The organism is Nocardia brasiliensis (genome assembly GCF_011801125.1).
Lineage (GTDB): Bacteria > Actinomycetota > Actinomycetes > Mycobacteriales > Mycobacteriaceae > Nocardia > Nocardia brasiliensis_C.
Map to the genome: position 1 here is coordinate 827,843 of NZ_CP046171.1, position 16,094 is coordinate 843,936.

The 16,094-nt window shown below is 69.4% G+C and carries 14 protein-coding genes; 9 read left to right on the top strand and 5 right to left on the bottom strand.

Going from position 1 to position 16,094, the window contains the following annotated elements; translation table 11 throughout:
- Positions 1–55 precede the first annotated feature (55 nt).
- The 4 genes from F5X71_RS03955 to F5X71_RS03970 all read right to left on the bottom strand — a co-directional run bounded on the left by F5X71_RS03955 (position 56) and on the right by F5X71_RS03970 (position 4,743).
- On the bottom strand, positions 56–1,429 hold the full coding sequence (locus F5X71_RS03955; RefSeq protein WP_174817008.1) for a sensor histidine kinase: 1,374 nt from the start codon (positions 1,427–1,429) through the stop codon (positions 56–58).
- Positions 1,426–2,121: a response regulator transcription factor gene (locus tag F5X71_RS03960; protein WP_428981446.1), complete on the bottom strand. Its 696-nt coding sequence runs from the start codon at positions 2,119–2,121 to the stop codon at positions 1,426–1,428. Before F5X71_RS03960 ends, F5X71_RS03955 begins: the two co-directional genes overlap by 4 nt.
- 55 nt (positions 2,122–2,176) lie before the next feature.
- A complete protein-coding gene (locus F5X71_RS03965; protein WP_167460719.1) occupies positions 2,177–2,563 on the bottom strand; it encodes a hemophore-related protein in 387 nt (128 codons plus the stop codon).
- A 143-nt stretch (positions 2,564–2,706) separates the two neighbouring features.
- Entirely contained in the window at positions 2,707–4,743 is a 2,037-nt protein-coding gene (locus F5X71_RS03970; protein WP_167460720.1) for an AMP-binding protein, read from the bottom strand.
- Positions 4,744–5,059: 316 nt separating this feature from the next.
- Between F5X71_RS03970 and F5X71_RS03975 the strand changes: the two genes are divergently transcribed.
- The 6 genes from F5X71_RS03975 (at position 5,060) to F5X71_RS04000 (ending at position 12,645) form a co-directional block, all read left to right on the top strand.
- Complete coding sequence (locus F5X71_RS03975) at positions 5,060–8,692, top strand: sensor histidine kinase (protein WP_194250755.1); 3,633 nt, start codon at positions 5,060–5,062, stop codon at positions 8,690–8,692.
- Complete coding sequence (locus F5X71_RS03980) at positions 8,689–9,102, top strand: roadblock/LC7 domain-containing protein (protein ID WP_011207200.1); 414 nt, start codon at positions 8,689–8,691, stop codon at positions 9,100–9,102. The genes F5X71_RS03975 and F5X71_RS03980 overlap by 4 nt, the downstream gene beginning before the upstream one ends.
- 7 nt (positions 9,103–9,109) lie before the next feature.
- Positions 9,110–9,484, top strand: a complete 375-nt coding sequence (locus F5X71_RS03985; protein ID WP_014981573.1) for a DUF742 domain-containing protein — start codon at positions 9,110–9,112, stop codon at positions 9,482–9,484.
- Positions 9,465–10,067: a GTP-binding protein gene (locus tag F5X71_RS03990; RefSeq protein ID WP_014981574.1), complete on the top strand. Its 603-nt coding sequence runs from the start codon at positions 9,465–9,467 to the stop codon at positions 10,065–10,067. Before F5X71_RS03985 ends, F5X71_RS03990 begins: the two co-directional genes overlap by 20 nt.
- 59 nt (positions 10,068–10,126) lie before the next feature.
- Entirely contained in the window at positions 10,127–11,674 is a 1,548-nt protein-coding gene (locus F5X71_RS03995; RefSeq protein ID WP_167460721.1) for a carboxyl transferase domain-containing protein, read from the top strand.
- A 113-nt stretch (positions 11,675–11,787) separates the two neighbouring features.
- Positions 11,788–12,645, top strand: a complete 858-nt coding sequence (locus F5X71_RS04000) for an aldo/keto reductase (protein WP_167460722.1) — start codon at positions 11,788–11,790, stop codon at positions 12,643–12,645.
- Between the two features lie 80 nt (positions 12,646–12,725).
- Here the strand turns inward: F5X71_RS04000 and F5X71_RS04005 are convergent, their stop codons facing one another.
- Positions 12,726–13,841 carry an NAD(P)-binding domain-containing protein gene (locus F5X71_RS04005; protein ID WP_167460723.1) on the bottom strand — a complete coding sequence of 372 codons (1,116 nt, stop codon included), beginning with the start codon at positions 13,839–13,841 and terminating at the stop codon, positions 12,726–12,728.
- 90 nt (positions 13,842–13,931) lie between these two features.
- Between F5X71_RS04005 and F5X71_RS04010 the strand changes: the two genes are divergently transcribed.
- From F5X71_RS04010 to F5X71_RS04020, 3 genes are read left to right on the top strand one after another with little or no spacing between them, the layout of a single operon-like run.
- Positions 13,932–14,660 carry an enoyl-CoA hydratase gene (locus F5X71_RS04010; RefSeq protein WP_167460724.1) on the top strand — a complete coding sequence of 243 codons (729 nt, stop codon included), beginning with the start codon at positions 13,932–13,934 and terminating at the stop codon, positions 14,658–14,660.
- On the top strand, positions 14,660–15,802 hold the full coding sequence (locus F5X71_RS04015) for an MBL fold metallo-hydrolase (protein ID WP_167460725.1): 1,143 nt from the start codon (positions 14,660–14,662) through the stop codon (positions 15,800–15,802). The genes F5X71_RS04010 and F5X71_RS04015 overlap by 1 nt, the downstream gene beginning before the upstream one ends.
- A gap of 38 nt (positions 15,803–15,840) precedes the next feature.
- Positions 15,841–16,065 (top strand): antitoxin, encoded by a 225-nt coding sequence (locus tag F5X71_RS04020; RefSeq protein WP_167460726.1) that lies wholly within the window; start codon positions 15,841–15,843, stop codon positions 16,063–16,065.
- The last annotated feature ends 29 nt before the right edge of the window (positions 16,066–16,094 follow it).

Sequence of the window (16,094 nt, forward strand, 5' to 3'; positions counted from 1 at the left end):
CTAGAACCCGGACTCATCCCGGCCCATGGCGGTTCTATGAGAGTTCGCTAAGGGCTCAGTTCGCCCCGCGCTCGGGCAGATCCAGCACCAGGCGGACGCCGCCGAGCGTGCCGTCGTCGAAATAGGCGCGGCCACCGTGCAACTGGGCCTGCTGCGCGACCAGGGCCAGGCCCAGCCCGGAACCGCCCTTGCTGGCCTGGCTGCCCCGGAAGAATCGATCGAACACGGCCTGGCGCTCGTGCGCCGGGATGCCGCGGCCGTTGTCGTCGATGCCGATGACGATGTGACCGTCCGGCGTGCGATGCGCGGTGACCAGCGCCTCGGTGGCGCGGCCGTGTTTGACCGAGTTGGCCAGCGCGTTGTCCACCGCGAGGCGCAGCCCGGCGGGCAGGCCGCGGGTCACCAGCTCCGCGTCGCTGTCGATGCGGACGGTGAGGCCGGGGAAGTGCCGCATGGCGTCGTGCGCGGCTTGATCGCACAGATCACCCACGTCGGTGGCGACGTGGTCGCGTTCGTTGGTGAGGTCGCCGGTGGCCAGCCGCTCCAGGGCGGCGAGCGTGGTCTCCACCCGGCCCTGGCTGCGCTGCAGGTCGCCGAGGATCTCCGCGCGCTGCGCCTCGTCCAGATCCAGGGTGCGCAGCACCTCGAGATCGGTGCGCATGGCGGTGAGCGGGGTGCGCAGCTCGTGCGCGGAGACCGCGGCGAAATCCCGCGCGGTCTCGAGCGCGGCGGCGGTCGCCGATTGCGCCTGGTCGACCCGCTCCAGCATGGTGTTCACCGCGTTCGCCAGCTTCTCCGCCTCGCGCACGCCCGAGCCGTCCACCGGCGTCTGCGGATTGTGCGGGTCGGGCAGGCCGCTGCGCGCGTCGACCTGCCTGGTAAGCCGCACGATCGGGCGCACCGCGCGCCCGGCGAGCAGCCAGCCGAGCGCGGCCGCCGCGGCGATCGCCAGCAGCGCGCCGGCCAGCACCCAGCGCCGCTGTTCCGCGGTCGCCTCGGCCGCCGACGCGGCGGGTATGCCGATCGAGACCACCCGATCGGCGGGCTGGTTCTCGCTGGTCGACAGGATGCGGTAGGGCGTGCCCGCGACCTCGATGGTGCGCGAACCCGGTGTCAGATCGGGCAATTGGGTCGGCGTGCTCGCGGTGACGGCCCCGCTGTCGCGCACGGTGACCGCGATGTCGTTGTTCAATCCGGGCAGCAGGTTGACGAAGCGGGTCGCGATGACCGGCTCGACCAGCACGATGCGCGCGGCGATCGCGAGCTGCTGATCGGACTGCTGCACGTTGTTGCGCTCGATGGCGCGGATACTGATCACGCTGATCACCGAGACGATCACGATCGCACCGGCCGCCGCGGCGCCAGCCACCCGGGTGCGCAACGAAAACGACCGCAGCCGACGGGTTTTGGGCGCCGCGGTCTCGGTCATTTGGGTGCCCGGAGCACGAAGCCGACCCCGCGGATGGTGTGCAGCAGCCGGGGCGCGCCGTCCACCTCGAGCTTGCGCCGCAGATAACCGACGAACACGTCGACTACGTTGGTGTCGGCGGCGAAGTCGTAGCCCCACACCAGTTCCAGCAGCCGTTCCCGGCTCAGCACCACGCCGACATTGCGGGCCAGGGTGGACAGCAGCTCGAATTCCCTTTTGGTGAGCTCGATTTCGTTCCCGTGCAGCACGGCGCGGTACCCGGCGATGTCGACCTCCAGCGGCCCGACGGTGATCGCGCCCGGCGTCGCGGCCGGTGGTGTGTCGGTGCGCCTGCGCAGCAGCGCCCTGATCCGCGCGACGAGCTCGGCGAGCACGAACGGCTTGACCAGATAGTCGTCCGCACCGGACTCCAGCCCCGAGATCCGTTCGTCCACCGAGGCTCTGGCGCTGAGCACACAGATCGGCACCTCGTTGCCCATCGCGCGCAGCGCGGTCACCACCCCGGCGCCGTCGAGCACCGGCATGTTCATATCGAGCACGATCGCGTCGGGCGCGTGCTCGCTCACGCTGCGCAGGGCCTGCGCTCCGTCACGCGCGACGAGCACGTGGAACCCGGACAGTCGCAGCCCGCGTTCGACCGACGCGAGCACGTCCTCGTCGTCGTCGACGACGAGGACCTTCGGCGTGCTCACGAGCTCACTCGTTCGGTACGCATCCGGCAAGGGAACCATGCATGCCGGACATTCTCTAGTAGTTGTGGCAGGCCGCGGCGACCTGGCGGATGGTCTCGGCGAGTCCGGCCGCGCGCGGATCGTTCTCGGCCTGCGCGGCGGCGTCCGGGTTCTCGGCGATCGCCCGCTGCAGCTCGGCGCGGCGCTGCTCGACCGGCTGGTCGAACTTGCGCTGCAGCTCGGCCTTCTGCGTCGGGTTCGAGTCGAGGATCGAGGCGAGTTGGGGCGCCTTGTCGTGCAGCGCGGCGTCGACCTGGGCGAAGGAACAGTCCGATTCGAGCAGCGGCCCGGCCAGCGTCATCGGATCGGCGGCGGCGATCGCGGGACTGAGGAACAGGGCCACGGTGGCCAGTCCGCCCGCGGCGAACGCGGCGACGGCGGGACGGCCAACGGAACGCTTCATGAGTGCCTCCAGAGCATCGAGGGGGTTGCTTGCAGCGCCCTCGACGCTAGGCCGTCACACTGGCCCCAGTGTGAACGTTCCTTAAGGAATCTCTGAGTAGCGGCCAATCATCAAGGCGGAATGGCCTTTTCGTGCATTGGTGATCAGGCGGGCGAGCCGACGTCGGGCGTGGCGAGCGTGGCCTGGCCGGACCCGAGCGCGGGGTCTTCCAGCGGCCGGGCCGCCCGGATCTGGGCTTCCAGCGCGTCGAGCACCGCGGGGTCCTCGATGGTGGAGGGCACCTCGTATTGCTCACCGGAGGTGATCTGGCGGATCGTCTTGCGCAGGATCTTGCCGGAACGGGTCTTCGGCAGCGCGGTCACGATGACGGCGTCGTGCAGGGTGGCGATCGCGCCGATCTGGGTGCGCACCCGCTCGACCAGTTCGTCGCGCAGCTGCGCCGGGTCCACCTCGACACCGGACTTGAGCACCACGTAGGCGAGCGGCCGGTGCCCTTTCAGTTCGTCGGGCAGGCCGATCACCGCGCACTCGGCGACGGCCTGGTGGCCCGCGATGGCCGCCTCGATGCTGCCCGCCGAGAGCCGGTGCCCGGCCATGTTGATCACGTCGTCGCTGCGGCCGAGCACATAGAGATAGCCGTCGTCGTCGAAGTACCCGGAGTCGCCGGTGAGGTAGTGGCCGGGATAGGCGGATAGATAGGAGCGCTTGTAGCGCTCGTCGTCGTGCCATAGGCCGGTCAGCGTGCCGGGCGGCAGTGGTAGCCCGATCACGATGTTGCCCTCGGTGTTCGGCGCCACCGGGTTGCCCTCGGAGTCGAGCACGCGCAGCCGGTAACCGGGCACCGGCACCGACGCCGAGCCCGCCTTGATCGGAAGTTGTTGCAGGCCGAGCAGGTTCGCGCAGATCGGCCAGCCGGTCTCGGTCTGCCACCAGTGATCGACCACGGGGCAGTCCGTTCGTCCGGCGAGCAGTACTTCCTCGGCCCAGGCGTAGGTGGCGGGATCGAGGCGCTCACCGGCGCAGAACAGCGCGCGCAGCGACGACAGGTCGTTGCGATGCGCCAGCGCGGCATCCGGGTCGGCCTTGCGGATGGCGCGCAGGGCGGTCGGGGCCGTGAACAGTACGCGAACATTGTGCTCGGCGACGACCCGCCAGTACGCGCCCGCGTCGGGGGTGCCGACCGGCTTGCCCTCGTAGAGCAGCGTGGTCGCGCCGACCAGCAGTGGCGCGTAGACGATGTAGGAGTGGCCGACGACCCAGCCGACGTCGGAGGCCGTCCACATCACCTGGCCGGGGCCGATGTCGTAGATGTTGCGCATGGACCAGGCCAGGGCAACCGCGTGTCCGCCGTTGTCGCGCACCACACCTTTGGGCTTACCGGTGGTGCCCGAGGTGTAGAGGATGTAGAGCGGATCGGTCGCGGCGACCGAGACCGGGTCGGCCGGTGTCGCACCACGGACAGCGTCGTCCCAATCGAGCCATTGCGCGGCGACGGTCTGGCTGGAACTCGGTAGTGATTCCGTGGCGGCCTGCGGGGCGGGGAAGTTGATGGTCCGGAACTGCTCGCGCTGCTTCACGATCACGGTGCGCGGCGCGGTCGTTTCGGCGAGGTCCAAGGCCTGCAACACAATCGGTGGATATTCGAGCCGTTTGCCCGGTTCCAGACCGCCGGAGGCTGTGATGATCAACACCGGCTCGGCGTCGTCGATGCGGGCGGCGAGCTCGGGCGCGGCGAAGCCGCCGAACACCACCGAGTGCACCGCGCCGATGCGCGCGCAGGCGAGCATCGCGATCACGGCTTCCGGGATCATCGGCAGGTAGATCACCACTCGATCGCCTGCGGCGACGCCGATTCGGCGCATCGCGCCCGCGAACTCGGCTACCTTTTCCAGCAGCTCGGCGTAGGTGAAAACGCCTCTGGCGCCGGTCATAGCGGAGTCGTATATTAAGGCGGGCTGATCCGCGAGGCCCCCCTCGCCCCGCACATGCCGGTCGAGGGCGTTGAAGGAGGTGTTGAGGCGAGCGTCGGGGAACCATCTGGCCACCGGTCGCGCGGTGGTGTCGACGATCTGGGTCGGCGGTACGTCCCAGTCGATCGCTTCAGCCGCACCAGCCCAGAACTCGGCGGGATCGACCAAGCTGGTCTGATAGACCGGTCGGTACTCGTGCCGCACGTTCAAACCCGTGACTCCCTAGCCTCGCCTCGATGCCCGCCTCGATAGATCTGGTTGATTGTGGCAGACTTCACGCGACGCCCGGGATGGTGTTGTGACCATTGGTTTTGCCTGGAACGGGCTGGTCAAGGGGCGCAGCCTGACTCGGAGTCACCCAAGAAGTTATTGATCCGTTAGAATCTGATGTCACTTATTTGGGCCGTCGTAGACGCAATTTCTCGGCCAGCCGCAGTTCTCGGCCAGCTCCGCCTGTCGAGCCAGTATGCGTGTGGAGGTTCGCTGATGGCGCGTGGTTGGGGCCAGTTTGGAAAGTGAGTGGGAGATGCGTGACGCCGCTAGGTCCGGCAGAAGGCGCTGGGCGCTCGGCAACTGGGACCTGCGCTGGAAGGTAACGGCAGTCCTGGCCGTTCCGCTGGCGGTCGCGGTGGGGCTCGGCGTGTCCAGGATTTCATCAGAGTTCGCGGATTCGAGCAGGCTTGCCGGGGTCGCGGAGAACGTCGGGGCGATCCCCGCGGTCACCGCGCTGAGTGCGCAGACGGCGACGACCGTCGGTTCGCAGATGATCGCCGTGGCGCCGAATGTCTCGGTGGTGACCGATCAGAACCTCGCCGATCTCGACAAGGCGATCGCCAACGCGGAGAAGTCCGCCGACCGGCTCAACGGTGTCGCCGGCGCCCGCGCGGCGCTGGACAGCATGCTCACCCAGGCCAAAGCGGTTCGTGCGCAGGGTAAGAACGTCAGCACCACGCCTGCCTCCGATGCCATCGGCCTGATAGACCGGGTCCGTAACGACAGCGTGCGGATCGTCGAGACGACGGTCGGCCAGGTCAGCGACACCGCGGTCGACACGGCGAAGCTGCGGCTGGTCGACTCGCTCAACACCCGCGCCACGCTGGTCGGCGAGGTCGCCGCCTTCCCCGAGGTGCTGCGCAATCCGACCGCGGGCGTGCAGGGCTTCCTCACCGCGGCCAACACCGAGCGTTCGCTGCTCAGCGTGCTGTCGCACCGATTCCCCGACGGCGACACCTCGATCGCCGACCTGCGCGCCGGCATCGACACCAGGGTCGCGCTGCTGAGCAGCCCGGAGTCGCAGGCGGGCCGGATTCCGGTCGGTGATCTGAAGAAGTCGCTCACCGACAGCCTCGCGGTCTACGAGCTCGTGGTGAGCAAGGCGACCAAGGACATCGACAGCGCGATGAACTCGCTGGTGTCCACCGCCCAGCGCGACGCGTGGACCTATACCGCGGTCGTGGTCGCGACCATCCTCGCCGCGCTGCTGCTCGCGGTGTTCGTCGCGCGCTCGATGATCGTGCCGCTGCACCGGCTGCGCCTTGCCGCGCTGCGGGTCGCCGAAAGCGATCTGCCGCACGAGGTTTCCCAGCTCCGTAACGGCGCGTCACCGGAAGAGGTGCCGCTGGAACCGATGCCGGTGCGCAGCACCGAGGAGATCGGCCAGCTGGCCCGCGCCGTCGACGATATCCACGGCCAGGCGCTGCGCCTGGCCAGCGACCAGGCGCAGATGCGTTCGCAGGTCAACGACATGTTCGAGACGCTGGCCCGCCGCTCCAAGTCGCTCGTCGACCATCAGCTCAGCCTGATCGAGGCGATGGAGTACGACGAGAAGGACCCGCGCCTGCTGGAGAATCTGTTCCGGCTGGACCACCTCGCCGCGCGCATGCGGCGAAACGGTGACAACCTGCTCATTCTCGCCGGCACCCGGCAGCGCCGCGCCAAGTCCGCGCCGGTCGAGATCGCCGACGTGCTGCGCGCCGCGATCTCCGAGGTCGAGGACTACGAGCGCGTGAAACTGGGTGCCACACCTCGTGGTTCGCTGGTCGAGCCCGCCGCCTCGGACATGGCCCACCTGTTCGCCGAGCTGCTGGACAACGCGCTGCGCGCCTCCCCGCCGGAGACCGACGTGAAGTTCACCTTCGCGCAGGCGCACGACCAGGGCATGCTCATCGAGGTGGCCGACCGCGGTATCGGTATGCCGCCCGCGGAGATGGCCGACATCAACCGGCGGCTCGAGCAGACCGCGGAGCCCGGTCCCGACACCGCCCGCCACATGGGTCTTTTCGTGGTCGGCAGGCTCGCCGAGCGGCACGGTCTGACCGTGCGGCTGCGGCCGACCTTCGACACCGCGCGCGATCCCGGTGTCACGGTGACCGTGCACGTCCCGGGCGGGCTGATCGTCGCGGGCAAGCCGATCACGGCGCAGCCCGTCACCCCGTCGCCGCAGACGCCGGAGCGGACGCGGCCCGCCGGTCCTTCGTCGATGCAGATGCGCGCGATCACCCGCACCCCCGGCGGCAATGTCATGGTCACGGTGGATCCGGGAGTGAGCGGGCCGATCCCGGTCAGCAAGCCGAACACCGCGCCGAGCGGGCCGGTCCCGGCCGCGGGCGGGCTGCCGCAGCGGCAGCCGGGCAGCAATATGGCCGCGGCACAGGGGAATGCGTCGGGCCCGACCCTGCGGCCCGCGCCGGGGCAGCAGTCCAGTGGTCCGCAGCGGGGCAAGCTGGCCGCCGCGAACCTACCCAAGCGCAATCTCAACCCGGGCGGTCCGCCGCGGCCGCCGAGCGCCCCCGCCGAACCGACCGTGACGGGTCTGCCGCCGCGCGACCCGAATTCGGGCGAGCTGCCGAAGCGGCAGCCGGGTACCAACGGCGTGCCGCAGCCGAGCATCAGCGGGCTCGCCCAGCCGCCGAGCGGTCTGCCGCAGCGCCAGCGCGGCGAGAACGGTCTGCCGCAACGCGAGGGCGGCACCGGTGGCCTGCCCCAGCGCGAGCCGAATGCCGGTGGCCTGCCGCCCCGTCAGGGGCCGAACGGCCTGCCGCAGCGGGAGGGGCTACCCCCGCGCGATCCGAACGCGGGTGGGCTGCCACAGCGCCAGTCGGGCGCGCCGACGGGCCTGCCGCAACGCGAGGCGGGCGCCAACGGCCTGCCGCGGCGGGAGCCGGGTGCGGGCGGGCTGCCACAGCGCGACAGTGCGTCCGGTGGTCTGCCCCAGCGCGAGCCGGGTGCGGGCGGCGCGTCGCAACGTGAGGCCGGTGCGAGTGGCTTGCCGCAGCGCGAGCCGGGCTCGGGCCTGCCGCAACGTGATCCGAGTGCGGGTGGGCTGCCCCAGCGCGAAAGCGCCGCCGGTGGCCTGCCGCAACGTGAGCCGAGCTCCGGTCTGCCGCAGCGCGATCCCAGCGCAGGTGGTCTGCCGCAGCGTGATCCGAGCTCCAGCGGCCTACCGCAGCGTGATCCGAGCGGGGGCAGTGTGCCGCAACGTGATTCCAACGCCGGTGGACTACCGTCCCGGCACGCCGCGTCAGCGAGCCTGCCGCAGCGCGAGACGCCGACCGGTCTGCCGCAGCGGCAACCGGGCTCGCAGGTGCCGCCGAACCTACCGCAGCGCGACGCGAGCGGGGACGCGCTGCCGCAGCGCGAATCCTCGCCAGGCATCGGCCTTTCGCCGCGCGGCCGCGGTGTCGAGGAACCGGCGGGCGAAGCGGACGCGACCAGCGCCGATCCGGGCAGGCACAGCTACCGGGCCAACCCGGGACGCACGGCTTCGTTCTTCCAGACGCGGCTGCAGCCCGCGGTCGACACCGGTGATTCGGTGATGGGCGGGACACCAATTTTCGCGGAAATGATGTCCGCGTGGCTGTCAGACCCCAATATGGATCGATCCCAAGTGGCCGCTTCCTTCGAATCACCGGGTGATGAAGGGTGGCAGGCGGCCCGTCGGGCGAGCGAGGCACAAGCAGAAAAGAAGACGGCGGCCGGGTTGCCGCAACGCAATCCGGGCGGAAGGCTGGTCCCGGGCGCCGTCAACGGAGCGGTGGAACGGGCACCGAGCCGTGATCCAGAAACAATCAGGTCCAGCTTGAGTCGTCACCAGCAGGGCGTCCGGGATGGCCGCGCAATGAGAGCAATGAACCTAACCGGAGATAAAGGAGACCGATGAACCCCGATCTAGGTGGTACGAATCGTCAGCTGGATTGGCTGGTTTCGAACTTCGCCAACGAGGTTCCTGGCGTAGCCCATGCCGTCCTGGTCTCGGCTGACGGCCTACTGATGGCCGCGAGCGCTCAGCTGCCCGTCGACCGCGCCGAGCAGCTCTCGGCCGTTACCGCCGGACTGGCCAGCCTCTCGGTCGGTGTTTCGAATCTGTTCGAAGGCGGCACTGTGTTGCAGTCCGTCGTCGAGATGGAGCACGGCTACCTGCTACTCATGGCAGTCGGCGACGGCTCGTACCTTGCGGTGCTGACCAACACGTCATGCGATATCGGTCAGGTCGGGTACGAGATGGCGCTGTTGGTCGAGCGTGTGGGCCAGACGGTTCAGGCCACGCCACGCGTCACGATGGGTTCCTGATGGTGGGATGGACATAGAAGATCACCGCGTGGGGAGCGCCGAGCCGAGCCTCGTCCGCCCATACTCGTTGACCGCAGGCCGAACGAGGCCCGCGGTCGAGTTGGCGTTGGAGGCGCTCGTCGCATCGCATCCGGTCGCCCTGGAGCGGCAGTTCGAACTGACCAACATCGAGACGTCAATCGTGGAGTTGTGCAGAGAATCGCCGTCCGTTGCCGAGGTAGCTGCCCGACTGGGTATCCCCATCGGGGTGGCACGCGTGCTGGTTGCCGACCTGATCGAGGCCGGGCATGTGCGCGTTTCGGCGACTTTGAAAGACGATTCCAGCGACGATGAACGTCGCGAGCTGATCGAAAGGGTTCTCAGTGGACTCCGGCGTATTTGATTCGACGGCGCAGGTCGACACCCGTACCAGCAAGCCGACGTCGGCGAAGATCGTGGTCGCGGGTGGCTTCGGTGTCGGAAAGACCACGATGGTCGGTGCGGTTTCGGAGATCGTTCCGCTGCGCACCGAGGCATTGGTGACCAATGCCAGTACCGGAATCGACAACCTGACCGGCATTCCGATGAAGTCGACCACCACCGTGGCGATGGACTTCGGCCGGATCAGCCTCGCCGACGACCTGGTGCTATACCTGTTCGGCACGCCGGGCCAGTACCGATTCTGGTTCATGTGGGACGACCTGATCCGCGGCGCGATCGGCGCCGTGGTGCTGGTCGACACCCGCAGGCTCGAGGACAGCTTCGCGGCTGTCGACTACTTCGAAGCGCGCGGCCTGCCTTTCCTGGTGGCGCTCAACGAATTCGACGACGCGCCGCGTTACCCGATCGAGGACATCCGGCAGGCCCTCGCGGTGCCCGCCGATGTGCCGATCCTGTCCATCGATGCCCGGCGTCGCGAGCCGGCCAAGCAGGCCTTGGTCGCGCTCACCGAGTACGCCCTGCGCAAGGTGATGCAGGGCTACTGAGCCTGAGCGCTCGCGCGGCGTCGCCGCTACCCCGGTGCCGGCTGGTTTAGTCTCACCCGGTGCGGATTTCGGCGCGTGAGCTGCTCGGACAATTGCTCGACCCCGCCTCGTTCGTCAGTTGGGATCGGCCACCCGTCACGGTGGCCGCATACCCGCGGTACCGCGAGGACCTGCGGCAGGCAGCAGTCGCGGCGGGCACCGATGAATCGGTGCTCACCGGCGAAGGGATGCTGCGCGGCCGTCGAGTGGCCGTAATCGCCTGCGAGTTCGGCTTTCTGGCCGGTTCGATCGGTGTCGCCGCGGCGGAGCGGATCGTGTCCGCCGTCGAGCGCGCCACCGAACTCGGGTTGCCGCTCATCGCCTCGCCGACCTCCGGTGGCACCCGAATGCAGGAGGGCACTGTCGCTTTCGTGCAGATGGTGAAGATCGCAGGCGCGGTCGCCGCGCACAAGTCGGCAGGTCATCCGTACCTGGTGTACCTGCGCGACCCCACCATGGGCGGGGTCTTTGCCTCGTGGGGTTCGTTGGGCCACATGACGTTTGCCGAGCCCGGCGCCATGATCGGGTTCCTCGGGCCGCGGGTGTACCGGGCGCTGTACGGTCAGCCGTTTCCGGAAGGTGTGCAGACCGCCGAAAACCTTTACCGCAGAGGCGTTATCGATGGTGCGGTGACCGTCACGGTGTTCCGGCGGATCGCGCATCGGGCGTTGAGTGTGTTCAGCGGGGCGCCGACGCCGGAAACCAGCGCGGTCGGGCGAGATCGGGACGACGCAGTGGATGCCGCGGGGCCGGAACGGTCCGCGGCGGCGAAAACCGATGGCGCGGAACCGGTGTCGGCGGCGTGGGAGTCGGTACTGATCTCGCGCAGGCCGGATCGCCCCGGCATCCGCGATCTGCTGCGACAGGTGACGCAGCGGGTTCCGTTGAGCGGCACCGGTCAGGGCGAGTCGGATCGCACGGTCGTGCACGCGCTGGCCCGGTTCCGTGGTCAGCCGTGTGTCGTATTCGGCCACGACCGCACCGGACAGCTCGGGGAGTACGCCATGGGGCCGGCGGCGTTGCGCGAGGCCCGGCGCGCCATGGCGCTTGCCGAAGAGTTGCGGTTGCCGCTCGTGTTGGTCATCGACACGGTCGGCGCGGCGATGTCGAAGGAGGCCGAGGAGCGCGGCTTGGCGCCCGAGATCGCGCGCTGCCTGGCCGATCTCGTGACGTTGGACACGCCGACGGTCTCGGTGCTGCTCGGTCAGGGCACCGGCGGCGGCGCGCTGGCGCTGCTGCCCGCCGATCGGGTCCTGGCCGCCACCCACGGCTGGCTGGCGCCGCTACCGCCGGAGGGGGCCAGCGCCATCGTCCACCGCGACACCGCCCATGCCGCGGAACTCGCCAGCGCCCAACGCATTCGCGCCGCCGACCTGCGCGCCGACGGCGTGGTCGACCGCATCGTCCCCGAATTCCCCGACGCCGCCGACGAACCGGTCGACTTCGCCCGCCGCATGGTCGCCGCCATCGCCACCGAACTGATCCACCTCCGCACCCGGTCATCCGCCGACCTGCGCGCCACCCGCCGGCACCGCTACCGCCGCCTCGGCCTACCCGGGTCGGCGTAGCCGAGTCGCGCACGTCACTGCGTGGGGGAATCAGGGGGTTGAGCAGCAAACATGGAGACAACACGCCTGGGGGGAGCGTTGACGGCTCGCCGCAGCACTTCTACCGTCGCAGGGTGACCTTCAGAAGCGAGACCTCCGCCGTTCCCTCGATCGTCCTCAACGACGGGAACGTGATCCCGCAGCTCGGTTTCGGCGTCTTCCAGGTGCCTGACGAGGAGGTTTCCCGGGTCGTCACCGCTGCGCTCGAGGCGGGTTACCGCAGCATCGACACCGCCGCGGTCTACGACAACGAGGAGGGAACCGGCCGCGCGATCCGGGAATTCGGCCTGCCGCGCGACGAGATCTACGTCACGAGCAAGGTGTGGAACTCCGAGCAGGGCTTCGATTCCACTCTGCGCGCGTTCGACGCCAGCATGGCCCGGCTCGGGCTGGACTACCTCGACCTGTACCTGGTGCACTGGCCGGTGCCCGCGGCCGACCGCTACGTGGACACCTTCCGCGCGTTACAGGCGCTGAAGTCACAGGGACGGGTGCGCTCGATCGGCGTCTCGAACTTCACCGTGGCGCACCTGGAGCGGCTCATCGCCGAGGCGGGCGAGATTCCGGCGGTGAACCAGATCGAACTGCATCCCCGCATGGCCCAGCCTGAGCTGCGCGGATTCCATGCCGCCAACGCGATCGCCACCGAGGCGTGGGGGCCACTCGGCCAGGGCGCCATGCTCGACGATCCGACCATCGCCTCGATCGCCGAAGCCGTCGGGCGCACCCCCGCGCAGGTGATCATCCGCTGGCACCTGCAGCTCGGCAACATCGTCATCCCCAAGTCGGCAACGCCGTCGCGCATCGCGCAGAACTTCGACGTGTTCAACTTCGAGCTCTCGCGCGAGCACGTGGACGCCATCAACGCGCTCAACACCGACACCAGGGTCGGCGGCGACCCCGACACCTTCAACCTCGGTCTCGACGACTGAGCGCTCCCGGCGAGTAAGCCTGCCGCCGCTGGAGGTCACCCGGCGGGCGGGAACGGTCGCCGTGCCATTCGAGCGACCGATCAGTCGGCTCTGCTTCCGATACCTAGATGACGCGTCAGCTCGGCGGCCGCGGCGCGTCCCGCGCGGTTGGCGCCGATGGTGCTCGCGGACGGGCCGTAGCCGATCAGATGTATGCGCGGATCCTTCGCGACCTGGGTGGCCAGCCGCCCGGTCATGGTGATGCCGCCGCCGGGCCCGCGCAGGCGCAGCGGCGCCAGATGGTCCAGGGCACTACGGAATCCGGTCGCCCAGAGGATGACGTCCGCACGCTGGAAGGTCCCGTCGGCCCAGCGCACCCCGTCCGGCTCGATGTGATCGAACATCGGCAGCCGACGCAGCGCACCCCGCGCCCGCGCCGCGCGCAGCCGCTCGTCGAGTCGCAGGCCGGTCACCGAGACGACCGAGCCCGGCGGTAGCCCGCGCCGCACCCGATCCTCCACCTTGGCGACCGCGGCGCGCCCGGCCTCCGGGCCGAACGATTCCTCGCGGAAGATCGGCTCCGTGCGCGTGACCCAGGTGGTCGAGGTGACCTGCGAGATCTCGTCGAGCAACTGCACGGCCGAGACGCCGCCGCCGACCACGACCACGTGCTTGTCCGCGAATTCGGCCGCGGTGCGGTAGTCGCGGGTGTGCAGCTGGCGGCCCGCGAACGTTTCGGCGCCGCGATAGCGCGGGATGAACGGATGCTCCCAGGTGCCGGTGCCGTTGATCAGCCCGCGCACTCGAAGGGTGCCCGCGGTCCCGGTCTCGGCGTTGAGCACCGGGCCGTGCTCGGCGGGGCTGCCGTCCTCGCTGCGATCGCAGACCACGGTGACCGAGACCTGCCTGCGCACGCGCAGGTCGAAGCGCTTCTCGTAGAGCTCGTAGTAGTGCGGCACCGCGGTGGCCGCGGGGGCGGATTCCGAGCCGGGCGGCAATGTCTCGGCGAACGACATGCCCGGGAGATCGTGCACCCGGTTGACCGTGGTCAGGGTCAGCGACGGCCAGCGGAATTGCCAGGCGCCGCCCGGTCCGGGGGAGTGGTCGACGATGAGAAAGTCCTGCTCGGGGCGTAGCCCGAGGCGCTGGAGGTGATAACCGGCCGACAGCCCCGCCTGACCAGCGCCGATCACCAGGATATCGAAGTCTGTCGGCACAGCCGATGATCGTATCGGCTTCAACGATGTGCGCCGCTCACTGTGGCAAAGTGAATGTAACCAGACGGATCGCTCAGTTGGGGAGGTCGCATGCTCGGAGTTAGCCGAGACGGTGACGTAGTGACCATCGAACTTCAGCGCGAGGAGCGGCGTAACGCGCTGAACCTCGAACTCATCACGCTGCTGCGCGAAGCCGTCCTCGCCGCCGTCGCCGACGACGCGCGGGTGCTCGTCCTGACCGGACGCGGTCCCATCTTCAGTGCGGGCGCCGACCTGTCCGGGGTCTACTCGCAGGAATTCCTCGGCGGCCTGATGGACATGCTGCACACCATCGAGTCGGTGCCGATCCCGGTGATCTCGGCGATCAACGGCGGCGCGCTCGGCGCGGGCGTGCAGCTGGCGCTGGCCTCGGATCTGCGGGTGATCTCGCCGGACGCCTACATCGCGATTCCGGCGGCCAAACTCGGCATCTCGGTCGACCGCTGGACGATCACCAGGCTGGCCTCGCTGATCGGCGGCGGCCCCGCCCGGACCATCCTGCTCGGCGCGGAGTCGGTGACCGCGGCCGACGCCTACACCTTCGGCTTCGCCAACCGGCTCGGATCGCTCGCCGACGCGCAGTCCTGGGCCAAGCAGATCGCCGCGCTGGCCCCGCTGTCGCTGCGGCACATGAAGCTGGTGCTCAACGACGACGGCACCAGGGCGCCGGAGAACGCGCAGCAGCGCGCCGCCCTGGAGGCGGCCTGGAGCAGCGCCGACGCCCAGGAGGGGCGCCTGGCCAGGCAAGAGAAACGTGCCGCGAAATTTGTGGGGCGATGATGAGTATTCGCAAACTTGCCGGTTGGACGGTATGTGCGCTCGGCATCACCTGGGTGGTGCGCGCCGCGTGGGGCATTCCCTCCGCGATCGGCGCCTCGATCTCGGCCATTCAGCCGTACGCGCGGGGCGCGACCACCTACCGCGATCGCCAGTTCCACAACACCGAGCCCAGTAGCCAGATCGCGGCGGGAGCGGCTCCGTCCCTGCTGTTTTCGGCGCTGACCAAGCGCAACGCGGGCCGCCCGAACGGCGTGATCCCGTTGCAGACACCGCAGTTGCCCGCGGCGGCCGCCGATCTGGCCGTCACCTGGTACGGGCACGCCACCGCGCTCGTCGAGGTGGACGGCTATCGGGTGCTCACCGATCCGGTGTGGAGCGAACGGGTTTCACCGTCGGCGTTGGTCGGGCCGAGCCGGATGCACCCGGTGCCGACGCCGCTGTCGGAGCTGCCCGCGGTAGACGCGGTGCTCATCTCGCACGACCACTACGACCACCTGGACAAGGACACCGTCCGCGAGCTGGTGCTGCGCCAGACCGCGCCGTTCCTGGTGCCGATCGGCATCGGCGCGCATCTGCGGCACTGGGGCGTGCCCGAGCATCGCATTGTCGAATTGGATTGGGGCGGTTCGGTTTCGATGTCCGCGCTGGGGCGCGCGCACGCGGCCGCCGACCTGACGATCACCTGCACCGAGGCGCGGCACTTCTCCGGTCGCGGTCTGGTCCGCAACACCACGCTGTGGGCGTCGTGGTCGATCGTCGGTCCGACCCGGCGGGCGTACTTCGGCGGGGACACCGGCTACACCAAGGCCTTCGCGGACGCCGGTGCCGCACTCGGTCCGTTCGATCTGACGCTGCTGCCGATCGGCGCCTACGACGAGCGGTGGCGCGACGTGCACATGAATCCGGAGGAGGCGGTGCGCGCGCACGCCGATCTGTGCGTCGGCAACGCGGGCTACGGCATGCTGGTGCCGATTCACTGGGCGACCTTCAATCTGGCCTTTCACGGGTGGTCCGAGCCGGTGCGCCGGATGGTCGCGGCCGCGGCGCGGGCCGGCACCACCACGGCGGTTCCGATGCCTGGTCAGCGGGTCGATCCCAATGGGGCACCGGCACGTGCGGCGTGGTGGGAAGATGTGGGTTGAACACTCGTGCTAGTGGGCTACGGAAAGGATCGAACGCTATGAGCTTCGCCGATACTCTGAAGGGCCTGGTCGGCAAGGGCAAGGACGCGGCGGCCAAGAACGCCGACAAGATCAACGAAGCGATCGACAAGGGCGGTGACTTCATCGACCAGAAGACGCAGGGCAAGTACTCGGACAAGATCGAGAAGGGCAAGGAGGCCGCCAAGAAGGTGGTCCCGCCGGAGCAGCCGGGTACCCCCGAGCAGCCGGGTCAGCAGGGCTGATGAGCGGCGGGGGCCCGGTTCGTGTCGGT